The 13,179-nt window shown below is 65.8% G+C and carries 12 protein-coding genes and 1 tRNA gene; 3 read left to right on the plus strand and 10 right to left on the minus strand.

Annotation, left to right across the window (positions count from 1 at the left end; translation table 11 throughout):
- Positions 1 to 96: 96 nt before the first annotated feature.
- The 5 genes from ACVW17_RS08965 to ACVW17_RS08985 form a co-directional block, all read right to left on the minus strand.
- The gene (locus ACVW17_RS08965; RefSeq protein WP_456756379.1) at positions 97 to 720 is read right to left on the minus strand and encodes a nicotinate-nucleotide adenylyltransferase; all 624 of its coding nucleotides are present in this window, start codon (positions 718 to 720) and stop codon (positions 97 to 99) included.
- A 45-nt stretch (positions 721 to 765) separates the two neighbouring features.
- Positions 766 to 2,058, minus strand: coding sequence for a glutamate-5-semialdehyde dehydrogenase (locus ACVW17_RS08970; RefSeq protein WP_456797030.1), 1,293 nt, complete (start codon positions 2,056 to 2,058; stop codon positions 766 to 768).
- A gap of 184 nt (positions 2,059 to 2,242) precedes the next feature.
- Positions 2,243 to 3,385: a glutamate 5-kinase gene (gene proB / locus ACVW17_RS08975; RefSeq protein ID WP_456751545.1), complete on the minus strand. Its 1,143-nt coding sequence runs from the start codon at positions 3,383 to 3,385 to the stop codon at positions 2,243 to 2,245.
- 81 nt (positions 3,386 to 3,466) lie between these two features.
- A complete protein-coding gene (obgE, locus tag ACVW17_RS08980; RefSeq protein ID WP_456797031.1) occupies positions 3,467 to 4,522 on the minus strand; it encodes a GTPase ObgE in 1,056 nt (351 codons plus the stop codon).
- A 307-nt stretch (positions 4,523 to 4,829) separates the two neighbouring features.
- The gene (locus ACVW17_RS08985; protein ID WP_456797032.1) at positions 4,830 to 5,309 is read right to left on the minus strand and encodes a MaoC family dehydratase; all 480 of its coding nucleotides are present in this window, start codon (positions 5,307 to 5,309) and stop codon (positions 4,830 to 4,832) included.
- A gap of 142 nt (positions 5,310 to 5,451) precedes the next feature.
- Between ACVW17_RS08985 and ACVW17_RS08990 the strand changes: the two genes are divergently transcribed.
- Positions 5,452 to 6,366, plus strand: a complete 915-nt coding sequence (locus ACVW17_RS08990) for a DMT family transporter (RefSeq protein ID WP_456797033.1) — start codon at positions 5,452 to 5,454, stop codon at positions 6,364 to 6,366.
- 231 nt (positions 6,367 to 6,597) lie between these two features.
- Here the strand turns inward: ACVW17_RS08990 and ACVW17_RS08995 are convergent, their stop codons facing one another.
- The 3 genes from ACVW17_RS08995 to rplU all read right to left on the minus strand — a co-directional run bounded on the left by ACVW17_RS08995 (position 6,598) and on the right by rplU (position 8,210).
- The gene (locus ACVW17_RS08995) at positions 6,598 to 7,194 is read right to left on the minus strand and encodes a GNAT family N-acetyltransferase (RefSeq protein ID WP_456751549.1); all 597 of its coding nucleotides are present in this window, start codon (positions 7,192 to 7,194) and stop codon (positions 6,598 to 6,600) included.
- Positions 7,195 to 7,363: 169 nt separating this feature from the next.
- Positions 7,364 to 7,633: a 50S ribosomal protein L27 gene (gene rpmA, locus ACVW17_RS09000; RefSeq protein WP_028336337.1), complete on the minus strand. Its 270-nt coding sequence runs from the start codon at positions 7,631 to 7,633 to the stop codon at positions 7,364 to 7,366.
- A gap of 121 nt (positions 7,634 to 7,754) precedes the next feature.
- Positions 7,755 to 8,210, minus strand: a complete 456-nt coding sequence (rplU, locus tag ACVW17_RS09005) for a 50S ribosomal protein L21 (protein ID WP_456751550.1) — start codon at positions 8,208 to 8,210, stop codon at positions 7,755 to 7,757.
- A gap of 359 nt (positions 8,211 to 8,569) precedes the next feature.
- On the opposite strand from rplU, the gene ACVW17_RS09010 reads away from it, so the two are divergent.
- Positions 8,570 to 9,712 carry an ROK family protein gene (locus ACVW17_RS09010; protein WP_456797034.1) on the plus strand — a complete coding sequence of 381 codons (1,143 nt, stop codon included), beginning with the start codon at positions 8,570 to 8,572 and terminating at the stop codon, positions 9,710 to 9,712.
- Between the two features lie 341 nt (positions 9,713 to 10,053).
- Here ACVW17_RS09010 and ACVW17_RS09015 read toward each other — a convergent pair whose 3' ends face one another.
- Positions 10,054 to 10,917, minus strand: a complete 864-nt coding sequence (locus ACVW17_RS09015; protein WP_456797035.1) for an alpha/beta fold hydrolase — start codon at positions 10,915 to 10,917, stop codon at positions 10,054 to 10,056.
- A gap of 210 nt (positions 10,918 to 11,127) precedes the next feature.
- Here ACVW17_RS09015 and ACVW17_RS09020 point away from each other — a divergent pair.
- A tRNA-Ser gene (locus tag ACVW17_RS09020) sits at positions 11,128 to 11,217 on the plus strand.
- Between the two features lie 232 nt (positions 11,218 to 11,449).
- On the opposite strand, the gene ACVW17_RS09025 is transcribed toward ACVW17_RS09020, so the two are convergent.
- Positions 11,450 to 13,048 (minus strand): ABC-F family ATP-binding cassette domain-containing protein, encoded by a 1,599-nt coding sequence (locus ACVW17_RS09025; RefSeq protein WP_456797036.1) that lies wholly within the window; start codon positions 13,046 to 13,048, stop codon positions 11,450 to 11,452.
- Between the last annotated feature and the right edge of the window lie 131 nt (positions 13,049 to 13,179).

Raw genomic sequence — 13,179 nt, forward strand, 5'->3', positions numbered from 1 at the left:
TTTCACTGTATCGCGGGGGCCGAATCCTCGGCACCCACACACCATACTACGCATGTGGGGTTAATGGTTTCAATATTCCAGTAACCCTTTTGCGCTTCACGCCGTTCTCCAGCTCCCGTCCGGGTTCCGCAGACCGGTCGAAGACAGATTGGATTTCATTCCTGTCAGGAACACCCAGGCCGGCGCCTGCTGGTCGGCCAGCCGTGTCGCCTGATTTTCGGGCATGCGATAGCGCGAGAGCGCCTGCGCCGCCGGTGCGGCAAGGGCGCGAAAGCTCTGGGGCGGCCGGTCGATCACGGCAATCGGCACATCGGACGCGATGCGCCGCCAATCCTTCCAGCGATGGAATTGCGCGAGATTGTCAGCGCCCATGATCCATACGAAGTGCACGCCGGAGACACGACGGCGCAAGTGGATGATCGTGTCGACAGTGTAGCGGGTGCCAATGACAGCTTCGAGACAGCTGATGTCGATGCGCGGATCGTCGGCGACGCGGCGCGCCGCTTCGGCACGTTCGGCAAGCGCATGCAGGCCGTCATGGTTCTTCAGCGGATTGCCCGGCGTCAGCAGCCACCACACGCGATCGAGTTGCAAGCGCTTCAGCGCGAACAGGCTGATGGCGCGATGCGCGGCGTGCGGCGGATTGAACGAGCCGCCAAGCAGCCCGATGCGCATGCCGTTGGTATAGAACGGAAGCGCCTGGGCTGCGGACAACGGCACGGTGGAAGCTTGCTGCAAGGATCTACCGTGTGCGTGCGACAATGATCACGGCCGTGTCTGCCCGGTGCCGTGGACGCGGTATTTGAAGCTGGTCAACTGCTCGGCGCCGACCGGGCCGCGGGCGTGGAATTTGCCGGTGGCAATGCCGATCTCGGCGCCGAAGCCGAACTCGCCGCCGTCGGCGAACTGGGTCGAGGCGTTATGCAGCACGATCGCCGAATCGACCTCGTTGAGGAAACGCTGCGCGGCAGCGGCATCCTCGGTCACGATCGCATCGGTGTGATGCGAGCCGTGATTTTGAATATGCGCAATCGCTTGATCGAGGCCGTCGACGATCTTCGCCGAGATGATCGCGTCCTCATATTCGGTGTTCCAGTCCTCGTCGGACGCGGGCTTCACCCTCGCGTCGGCGCCCTGCACGACGTCGTCGCCGCGCACCTCGCAGCCGGCGTCGAGCAGCAGCGCGACCAGCGGCTTCAGTTTCGTCGCGGCGGCGTTGCGATCGATCAGCAGGGTCTCGACGGCGCCGCAGACGCCGGGGCGGCGCATCTTGGCGTTGAGCACGACCGACTTGGCCATGTCGAGCTTCGCAGTGGCATCGACATAGATGTGGTTGACGCCCTCGAGATGCGCGAACACCGGCACGCGCGCCTCGGCCTCGACGCGCGCGACCAGGCTCTTGCCGCCGCGCGGCACGATGACGTCGATGCCGCCGTTCAATCCGGTCAGCATCAGGCCGACGGCGGCGCGGTCACGGGTCGGCACCAGGGCGATCGCGGCCTCGGGCAAGCCGGCCTCACGCAGGCCCTGCACCAGGCAGTCATGGATCGCGCGGCAGGAGCGGAAACTGTCGGAGCCGCCGCGCAGGATCACCGCGTTGCCGGACTTCAGGCACAGCACGCCGGCGTCGGCGGCGACATTGGGACGGCTCTCGAAGATCACGCCGATGACGCCGAGCGGCACCCGGACGCGCTCGATCGTCATGCCGTTCGGACGCTGCCAGCTTTCGGTGACGGCGCCGACCGGATCGATGATCTCGCGCACGGTCGCAACGCCATCGGCCATGCCGTCGACGCGCGCCTGCGTCAGGGTCAGGCGGTCGACGAAGGCCGAGGTCATGCCGCCCGCGCGGGCTTCGGCGACGTCCTCGGCATTGGCGGCAAGGATGGCCGGCGCATTTGCGCGGATGGCGCGTTCGATCGCGGTGAGCGCCCGGTTCTTCTGCTCCGCCGGCGCCAGCGCCAGCACGCGCGCGGCGGCGCGCGCCTTGGCGGCGAGGTCGGTCATCAGGACGGTGAGATCGGCGTTGCCGTCGATCGCCTTCAGGGGGGCGCTCATGGAAGTCCCAGCTCTTGTTTGAGCATGATCTCTTCGGAAAACCGGTGCCCACTTTTCCGGATCATGCTCTAAGGCCATGTTCTAGCATGGCAATTGAGGGGTGGCGAGGCGCGGAACCGGCATGGCAGATGGGCGGCCGGCCGCCGCGCTCGGCCGATGGCCCACACAATGCCTGCCCAATGGCCTATTTGGCCGGGATCGCGCCGGCTGGGCCGATCACGAGGTCGTCGCGATGGATCATCTCGGACCGGCCGCTGATGCCCAGAATGGTCATCACGTCGGGCGAGGAGCGGCCCATGATCTTCTCTGCGTTCTCGGCGTCGTAGGCGACCAGGCCGCGGCCGATCTCGTGGGTGTCGGGGCCGCGCACCACCACGGCATCGCCGCGAGCGAACTGGCCGTCGACCCTGACAACACCGGCCGGCAGCAGGCTCTTGCCGGCGCGCAGCGCGGCCACCGCACCGGCATCGATGGTCAGCGTGCCCTTCGGCTCGAGCGAGCCCGCGATCCAGCGCTTGCGCGCGGTGACGGGATTGGCCGGAGTGAGAAACCAGGTGCAGCGGCCGCCGTCGGCGATCGCCTGCAAGGGATGCTCGATCTTGCCGGAGGCAATCAGCATGTGGGTGCCGGCAGTGGTCGCGATCTTCGCGGCCTCGATCTTGGTGGTCATGCCGCCGCGCGACAGCTCGGAGCCGGCCGAGCCCGCCATCCCCTCGATCTCCGCAGTGATGCTTTCGACCACCGGGATCAGTCTGGCGTCGGGATCGAGCGCCGGCGGCGCGGTGTAGAGGCCGTCGATATCGGACAGCAGGATCAAGAGATCCGCGCTCGCCATGGTGGCGACGCGGGCGGCGAGGCGGTCATTGTCGCCGTAGCGGATTTCCGTCGTGGCGACGGTGTCGTTCTCGTTGATCACGGGCACCGCGCCCCATTCCAGCAGCTTGGCGATGGTCGAGCGTGCATTGAGGTAGCGGCGACGCTCCTCGGTGTCCTGCAACGTGACCAGGATCTGCCCGGCCCCGATGCCGTGATGGCCGAGCACCTCCGACCAGATCCGCGCCAGCGCGATCTGGCCAACCGCTGCGGCAGCCTGGCTCTCCTCGAGCTTCAGCGGGCCGCGCGGCAACTTCAGCCGGCTGCGGCCGAGCGCGATCGAGCCCGACGACACCACCATGACCTCGCAGCCGCGCTTGTGGAGTTTTGCGATGTCCTCGACCAGCGCGGCGAGCCAGGATGCGCGCAACTCGCCGGCCTGCGAGTCGACCAGCAGCGACGAGCCGACCTTGACGACGATGCGGCGAAAGTTCTTGAGCGCGGGGCGTTTCATGGGTTCGGTCTGGCAGGAAGGTGGAAGCAAGAGGCGCCACGAGTGGCATGGAAAGTCCAAAGGGCGTTCGGCTCGCGCCGCTCAGCCCTGCGGCGGCAGCGGCGTCGCCCACGGCTCCGCCTGGCCGCCCTTGGCCTTGTTGGACACCGGCGCCTCGCCGATCACGTCGACCAGCGCACGCAGCGCATCCTGCACGCCTTCACCGGTCGCACCCGACAGCAGCAGCGGCGTCTTCTTCGCGGCCCGCTTGAGGCGGTCCTTCTGCTTCTTCAGCTCGTCGGGCATCACAGCATCGATCTTGTTGAGCGCGACGATCTCGATCTTGTCGGCGAGCTGCCCTGCATAGGCTTCGAGCTCGGTGCGCACCGTCTTGTAGGCCTTGCCGGCATGCTCGCAGGTCGCATCGATCAGGTGCAGCAGCACTCGGCAGCGCTCGACATGGCCGAGGAAGCGGTCGCCGAGACCGGCGCCTTCATGCGCGCCCTCGATCAGGCCGGGGATGTCGGCGAGCACGAATTCGCGGCCGCCGAAATTCACGACGCCGAGCTGCGGATGCAGCGTGGTGAAGGGATAGTCGGCGATCTTCGGCCGTGCCGCGCTCACCGCCGACAGGAAGGTCGATTTGCCGGCATTGGGCAGGCCGACCAGGCCGGCATCGGCGATTAGCTTCAGCCGCAGCCAGATCCAGCGCTCTTCGCCGGGCGCGCCGGGATTGGCGTTGCGCGGCGCGCGGTTGGTGGAGGATTTGAAATGCGCATTGCCGAAGCCGCCATTGCCGCCCTTGGCGAGCACGAAGGTTTCGCCGAGCTCGGTGAAGTCGTGCAGCAGGGTCTCGCGGTCCTCGTCGAACACCTGGGTGCCGACCGGCACCTTCAGCACGATCGACTTGCCGTTGGCGCCGTGGCGGTCCTTGCCCATGCCATTGCCGCCCTTCGGCGCCTTGAAGTGCTGCTGGTAGCGGTAGTCGATCAGCGTGTTCAGCCCGTCGACGGACTCGATGATGATGTCGCCGCCGCGGCCACCATTGCCGCCGGAGGGGCCGCCGAACTCGATGAACTTCTCGCGCCGGAACGCAACGCAGCCATTGCCGCCGTCGCCCGAGCGAATATAGACCTTGGCTTCATCGAGGAATTTCATGATTTTCACTAGTTAGGGCAGGGTGGCCGCGGCGGCAACCCGGAAAGGCCCTCACATCAGCGAAAAGCCTTAATTTTCGGACCTTTTTGCGGCCCTGAGGCGTGACGAAGTTAGGTTGAACTGGCGCCGCGAACACGCTGCGCTCGCTCTCCCGCTTGCGGGGTGGGCTGGGGTGGGGGTATCGCCGCGAATCCCATTGTGGAGAGAGCCCCCACCCGCCGCGCTACGCGCGTCGGCCTTCCCCGCAAGCGGGAGAGGCGAAACGAGTTTGCGGCCCGACTCAGCCAAAATCACCACGCTTTAGAGGCTATGCAGGCCGCCGCCGGACCAGGAATTTCTGCATGCCCTCCAGCACCAGCTCGCGGCGCTGGTTGTGCACGGTCGAGCGCAGTGTCACGACGCCCGTGGTCTTGCCGGGCGACAGCTCGGTCACCTCCAGCGCCGGGTAGATGGTGTCGCCGGCATAGACCGGTTTGAGGAACTTGCTCGACTGCTCCAGGAAGCCGACCAACGACTCCTCGACGACATAGGGAAACAGTCCCGCGCCGGGCGCGGTATGCACCAGGGTCTGGAAGCCGTGCGCCAGCAAATCGGGCATGCCGCGGTTGCGGCAATATTCGACGTCGTAATGGATCGGATGGGTGTCGCCGCTCGCGGTCTGGAACGCGGCGAACACCGCCGACGTCTGGGTCCGGCTCGGGATCACGAAGCGCTCGCCGAGCACGAAATCCTCGAACCAGCGTTGCGCGGGGACCATGCGATGCTGGGTGGGGTCGAACTCGCTCATGCGGCGTTTCCTGCTCTTTTTGTTGCCGGGATCGGCTACCGGTATCGCAGCGATGCGGGTGCGGCAATCCGTTCAATTCGTCATGCCCGGGCTTGTCCCGGGCATCCACGGCTCTTAAACCGGACGACCCGGGAATCCTTCCATGAGCCTGTTCGCAAAACTGTCCTCCTACGACGATCGATCGGCGCGGCTCGCCGGCATCGGCTTGATGCTGCTGTCGATCTTCATGTTCTCGTTCGGCGACGCGATGGGCAAATTCATCGTCGCCACCTATTCGGTCGGGCAATTGTTGTGGCTGCGCGCCTGCGCGGCGCTGCTCGTGCTGCTGCCGATCGTGTGGCAGCGGCGCGGGGATTTCCTGCATCTGGAGCGGCCGTGGCTGCAATTGCTGCGGGTCACGCTGTCGACGCTGGAGGTCGCGGCGTTCTTCCTGGCGACGGTCTATCTGCCGCTCGCCGACGTCATCACCTACTATTTGGCCGGGCCGATCTTCGTCACCGCGATGTCGGGCCTCGTGCTCGGCGAGCAGATCGGCTGGCGGCGCTGGACCGCGATCCTGGTCGGCTTTTGCGGCGTGCTGATCGCGCTCAGGCCATCGGCGCAGACCATCAGCTGGCCGGCGATGATCGCGCTGGGCGGCAGCCTGTCGTTTGCGGTGCTGATGCTGATCACGCGCTCGCTGCGCGCGACGCCCGATATCGTGCTGGCGACGTCGCAATTCGGCGGCACCTTCATCCTGGGCCTGGTGCTCTCGCCGTTCGGCTGGGTGACGCCGTCGGCCGGCAGCCTGGTGCTGTTCTTCGCCGCCGGCATCATCTCGGTTGCGGCGCTGCTCTGCGTGAATCGCTCGCTGAAGCTCGCGCCGGCCAGCGTGGTGGTGCCGTATCAGTATTCGATGATCGTCTGGGCGGTGATCTTCGGCTTCGTGGTGTTCGGCGACGTGCCGTCCTGGGCCACCATCGTCGGCGCCGCCATCATCATCGCGGCCGGCCTCTACATCTTCGTGCGCGAGCAGCAGCTCGGACGCACCGACTCCGCGGTGAACCCGCCGGCGTAAAGGTGCAGGGTGGGCAACGGCGCGCCCGCACAACAGCTGCCGTCCCTGCGAACGCAGGGACCATAACCACCGTTGCTTGTCGTCACCTGCGCTGGAGCCACAGCTCCGCCAAACAATGACCATTTGTGGCTCTGGGTCCCCGCCTTCGCGGGGACGACGACCTGTGGCGCGATCGTGCTCGTGAGGGTGGGCACGCTCGCGCTTTGCCCACCCTACGCAATGTGCTGGTGTTCAGCTCTCGCGCCGGGTCGAGTTGTTCCAGCTCTTCAGCGAGGTCCAGACGCCGCGTGACAGGCGGAAGGCGTCGACCGGGCTCGATGAGCCCAGCGCCTCGAAGCGGTGCAGCTCGACGCCGCTCCACTGGAAGCCGCACTTCTCGAGGATGTTGCGCGACGACGGGTTGACGACGCGGGCGCCCGCGATCAGCTGGTCGAGATCGAACTCCTCGAAGAAGTAGTCGATCACGGCGCGCGCGGCCTCGGTGCCGAAGCCCTGGCCCCAATAATCGACGCCGAGCCAGTAGCCGAGTTCGGCCGATGTCTCCTCGCGCCAGTCGATGCCGACCATGCCGATCGGCGTGTGATTGTTCTCGATCAGGAAAACGGTCTCGCGTCCGCCGGCGCCGAGCGCGCGCACGAAATCGATGGCGTCATCCTGGGTATAGGGATGCGGCAGGCGGCGGGTGTTCTCCGCGATGCGGCGGTCATTGGCGAGGCGTGCGATGGCTTTTACGTCCGCGAGCGTCGGCTTGCGCAATGTCAGCCGTTCGGTCTCGAGGACGCAAGCTCTTGCCTCACGCAAGGTCGGCGTCGGGATGTCCTGCAGCATGTCGAGCTCCTGTGATGCGAAAATCGTTACGCAACGCTTGGAACGTCACGCGCGGTCGAACCGGATCGCGCGCAACAAAAAGGGGAGGCCGGTCATCCCGCCTCCCCTTGGAGCCCTTTGCGACTCCGCCGGTTCAACAGGACCCGGCGGACTCGTATGTGTCCACCGTCTACTCGGCCGCTTCCGCCATCGGGATAACCGATACGAATGTGCGGCCGTTGGCTTTGGCACGGAACTCGACATGACCCTCGATCTTGGCGAAGAGGGTATGATCGGTGCCCATGCCGACATTAAGGCCGGGATGCCAGGTGGTGCCGCGCTGACGCGCGATGATGTTTCCGGGGATCACGCGCTCGCCGCCGAACGCCTTGATGCCAAGGCGTTTGCCCTTGGAATCACGTCCGTTGCGCGATGAACCGCCTGCTTTTTTGTGAGCCATAGCTCGTCTCCGACTTCGCTTTGATCTCTAGATCAATTCCTTGACGGAATCATTTCACATTTTGTCACGCTTCACATCCGAGAGCGCGACGATCACTTCTTCTTAGGCCTTGGCCGCGTTCTTAGGCCTTGGCCGCGGCCTTCTTGGCCGGAGCCTTCTTCGCGGCGGGCGCCTTCTTCTTGGCCGCCTTCGGTGCTGCGTCCTCGCCATCGGCGGGCGCTGCGACCTTTTCCTTCTTCGGCCGCGGGCCGATGGTCGGCTTGGCGTTATCGGCGAGGATCTCGGTGATGCGAAGCACCGTGAGTTCGTCGCGATAGCCGCGCTTGCGGCGTGAATTCTTGCGGCGACGCTTCTTGAACGCGATCACCTTGGCGCCGCGCTTGTGCTGCAGCACTTCGGCCGCAACGGTGGCGCCTGCCACGGTGGGCGTTCCCAGCACCGGCGTGTCACCGCCGAGCACCAGAACTTCGCCTAGCTGCACGATCGTGCCGACGTCGCCGGCGATCTTGCCAATCTCGAGTACATCATTCGGAACGACGCGGTACTGCCGGCCGCCGGTTTTGATGACTGCGAACATCGTTTGATTCCTTCGTGTTCGGTTCCGGCCTCGGACCGATGGCCCGGGTCGGCTTTTTGTTCAGTCGCTATGGGTTATGTGTTTCGCGCGAAAGGGAATGAATTCCCAAATGGCCCGCACAAAAACAATCGGCGCGAGAAATCCCCGCGCCGGATGGGCGGACTTATAGCCGCAAACCACCGAGAGTCAAGGTAAAGCAGGGCAAAAACCGGCCAAAGATGAAGGGTTTGGCGTGTTTTTGCCCGAATTCGGCACCTTGACCGGAGCTCTCGGCGCTGCCGGCGGCTCCGCCGCGCGGAGAGCAACCATTTGAGTTCCCGGCGGTTAGTGGAGGAAATCTCTCGGGCAGGCAAGGGCGAATGGCAGAAGAGGCTGGACTGACCACGGGCATCGCGCACCACGGTGCCGCGCGGCTGCCATCCGTCGATATCGACAGTTTCAACATCGAGCTGAAGGACGACGAGGGCTTTCTCGGCGATCGCGCCTCCAAGGGCGCGTTCCGCAAGATCCTCGACCGCTGGCGCAAGCCGCTGCGCAAATCCGGCGAGGATCCGTTCGGCGACGAGCCGTCGGACAAGATCAGCAAGAAGAAGCTCGACGAGATGCTGGTCGGCGACGACACCGAGGCCTCCGCGGTCGTGCACAGCGCGATCGAGGAGTTCGCCCAGGAGCTCGCCTATGTGACGCGGCGCTTCCTCAACACCAAGGCCTGGGCCAAGACCGAGCGCATCGTGGTCGGCGGCGGCTTCCGCGACTCCAGGCTCGGCGAGCTCGCCATCGCGCGCACCGACATCATCCTGAAGTCGGAAGACTTCAAGGTCGACCTGGCGCCGATCCGCTTTCATCCCGATGACGCCGGCCTGATCGGCACGCTGCATCTGGCGCCCTCGTGGATCTTCGAGGCCCATGACGGCGTGCTCGCCGTCGATATCGGCGGCACCAATATCCGTTGCGGCGTCGTCGAGACGCGCTGGAAGAAGGCGCCCGATCTCTCCAAGGCGGCGGTCTGGAAGTCGGACCTGTGGCGCCACGCCGACGACGAGCCGACGCGCGAGGGCGCGGTGAAGCGGCTGGTGAAGATGCTGAAGGACTTGATCGCCGCCGCCGAGAAGGAAAATCTCAAGCTCGCGCCATTCATCGGCATCGCCTGTCCCGGCGTCATCAAGGAGGACGGCGGAATCGAGAAGGGCGCGCAGAACCTGCCCGGCAATTGGGAGAGCAGCAAATTCAACCTGCCGGCGAATCTCGTCGAGGCGATCCCGCAGATCGGCGATCATGATACCGCGATCGTCATGCACAATGACGGCGTGGTGCAGGGGCTGTCCGAGGTCCCGTTCATGCAGGATGTCGCGCGCTGGGGCGTGCTGACCATCGGGACCGGGCTCGGCAATGCCCGCTTCACCAATCGCAAGAAGGACAACGGCAAAAGCGAGAAGGCCGAGGACAAGGACGACGACAAGAACGAGAAAAAGGCCAAGAAAGCCAAGAAGGCCGAGGCCTGAGCCGGCGCGTGCTCGTGCGATCGCGCGTAAGGTCGATCGGCTAGCCTGTAGCCTGGATGGAGCCAACGGGTCGCGCGAATGCGCGCCCGGTGACAGGCTCCGCGCAATCCGGGCAGGCGACGCTCCCGGCCAAACGGGTCGGGCCACTGCGTGCCGATGACGCGCGGTAAGGTTGATCGGTTAGGTTAAGATCGGCTTCGCGTTGCCGTTTCGACACCGGCCGCTACCGTGGACCGTGTCGCTCCCGCCGACCGGCGAAGCCGCACTTCCCGGCCTGCAATACTGAAAAGCGGCACGGGACCGCCAGTTTTTGTCGCGTCCTGGCGGTCCCACCACTTCTCTCACTTCCAATTGATCCGCGCGAAGAAGCCGGCGATCTCGGCGGCCGCGCGGTCTGGGTCCTCGCGATGCGGGAAATGCCCGACATCGGGAAACATCTCCAGATCCAGATTGGAGAAGGTCTCGCCCAGCCGGTCGGTCCATGAGTAAGGAAACAGCGGGTCGTGCTCGGCCCAGCGGATGCAGGTCGGGACATTGATCGGCGGCAGCGCCGGCGCCTCGCCCTGCATCATCTTGACGCGACCCGCATGTGAGGCGCGGTAATGCGCAAAGCCGCCGGCGAGGTTGCCGGGCTTGAAGAAATTGTCGGCGAAATCCTCGATCACGTCGTCGAACGCAGCCTTGCGGTGGGTCCAGTTGTGCAGGAAATGGCCGATGTAAGTGCGGCAGCTCTCGCGGCTCGTGCCGACCAGCGTGGGCGCCATCTCCATCTGGTGGAACGACTGGTACCAGATGTGGTTCAGCCGGTCCGGCGCGGCCATTCGTGGGCCGATGCCGGGATAGACGAAATCGAACAGGAACAGCCCGGCGATTCGCTCGGGCGCCTTGCGGGCGAGCGGCTGCATCACGGCGCCGCCGACGTCGTGGCCGACCACGCCGGCTCTGTCGATCCCGAGCCCATCCAGCAGCGCCAGCATGTCGTCGGTATGCTGATCTGGACCGTAAGGCCCCTGCGGCTTGTCGCTGTCGCCGAAGCCGCGCAGGTCGGGCGCGATCAGGGTGTAGCGGTCGGCCAGCCGCGCCATGACAGGCTCCCAGGTCAGCCAGAACTCAGGCCAGCCGTGCAGCAGCAACAGCGGCCTGCCGCTCCCGGTCCGCGCGACGTGGAACGCCGCGCCATTGGCTCGAATCGTCACATGCTCCATGGTCCGCTCCTGCTCATTCCGGTTCGCGGCGGCGATCGAATCAGCGCCGTCCCGCTAGCGCGTTGTTTCCGCGCACGTTCTTGCGCCGCTCCGGCATTTCGGTGGAGTGGCCCGCCGGTGACGGAAATATTATTGCAGCGCCTTGTCTGTCCCGCCAACCTCGCCTAGAACACGCCCCGACCGCGGGTGGCGCAAATCACCCGGGCCACTGGAGAGGTGGCAGAGTGGTTGAATGCACCGCACTCGAAATGCGGCATAGGTGCAAGCCTATCGGGGGTTCGAATCCCTCCCTCTCCGCCACCCTTCGCCCTGTCCAGCCCGGACACATAGGTAACCGATCGTACCTAAGACATGGGTGACAGCCTCGTGCCGAACGGCTTGTCGAGGGATTGCAGGGTTTCTGGTCCAGGTACTGGCCGCGTGTCTCGAGGAAATCGCGCACTGGGGCAGCGAAGCGCGCCGGTCCATCAGTCGCGGCCGCCGCGGACTCCTTTGCATGGGGTTGTTTTCGCCATTTTGGTGGGAGGCTCGTCTATCGTCGGCGGGGATGGGTGCCGAGCTCGAACCTGCGGGTGATCGCGATCGCATCGAGGAAGGCTTCGTCGTGGCTGACGACCAGCAGCGCGCCGTCAAAGGCGCACAGCCCGGCCTCGACCGCTTCCATCGATTCGATATCCAGATGATTGGTCGGCTCGTCGAGGATCAACAGCGGCGGCGGCGTTGGGCCGCCCAGCACACAGGCGAGGCCGGCACGCAGCAGCTGGCCGCCGCTGAGGCTCGCAACGATCTGCAAGGCAGCATCCGCGCGGAACATGAAGCGCGCCAGCGCCGCGCGGCACGCGTTCTCGTTCGTCTCCGGATTGATGCGGCGGAAATTATCCAGGATCGGGGCCTGTGCATCGAGCAGGCTGACCGCCTGATCGAACATCGCAAAGCGGGTCATCACCTCGACGCTGCCGCGCGTCGCCGCCAGCTCGCCGCTGACGAGCCTGAGCAGCGTCGTCTTGCCGGCGCCGTTGGGGCCGGTGATCGCGACGCGCTCCGGACCTGAGATCGAGAAGGTGAGATCACGCAGGATCGGCGCGTCCGCGGCGTAGCCGGCGTCGGCCGCCTCGATCCGCAGTACCATCCTGCCCGCCGGCAGCTGCGTCGACGGCAGTTGCACCGAGAAAGGTTGCAGCACCTCGATGCGCTGGCGCGTCGTGGCGGCCAGTTCGAGCGCCTGGATCCGCCGGCGCTCGGCGAGGCGGACCTTCTCGCCGCCGGTGTCTTCGCTGCGATCCCGGCGCAGTCCGGCAGCGATCCGCGGGATGTCGCCCTTGGCGCGCTTCTTCGCGCCGGTGCCGTCCTTGCGCGCTTGCCGTTCGGAGGTTTCCCTTGCCTTGCGGTCGATCTCGGCGACGCGCTTCTCGGCATCCGCCAGATCGTGGCGTGCGGCCGACAGCTCGACGGCCTTGCGCAGACGGTACTGGCTCCAGTTGCCGCCGTAGCGCCGGGCTTCAAGCGAGGTCAGCTCGACGATCGCATCCATGGTCTCGAGCAGCGCGCGGTCGTGGCTGACGATGATGGCGCCATGCCGCCACCCGGCGAGCGGGTCGATCACCGCCTGGCGTCCCGGGCGGTCGAGATTGTTGGTGGGTTCGTCGAGCAGCAGAAAGTCGGGTTCTGCAAAAGTCAGCGCGGCGAGGCGCGCCCGGGTGGCCTGTCCGCCCGACAGCATCGACAGCGGCGCGTCGAGCACGTCGCTCAGTCCGACCTGCGCGAGCGCAGCCGCGATGCGCGTATCGAGCGTCCAGTCGAGCTCCGCAAGCTCCTCGGTGCTCGCAAGGCCCTGCTCGGCACGGCGCAGTGCAGTGAGCGCATCGCGCGCGTCGAACAGATCGATGACGCATTGGTCCGGCTGCACCTGAACCGTCTGATGCAGCATCGCGACACGTCCCTGCACCGAGACCGCGCCGGAGTGCGGCGCGCGCCGGCCTGCGATCAGGCCGAGCAGCGTCGTCTTGCCGACGCCGTTGCGGCCGACGAGACCGGTCCGCTCGGGTCCGAAGCTGAGATCGATGTTGGAAAGGAGAACCCGGCCGTCAGGCGCGGACAGGGTCAGATGGGAGAGCGCGATCGATGCTGGCATGGATATCCCCGTGGGCAAGGCTGATGGGCATTGCGGTCCGGGTGAAATCCATGGTCGTCGGCATCCTCAGGGATTGATAATCGAATGGATGTAATCCCGCATTGAGCCGGGATCAAGGCGCGGAGCGAAGC

The sequence above is a fragment of the Bradyrhizobium sp. USDA 4473 genome, assembly GCF_054063335.1.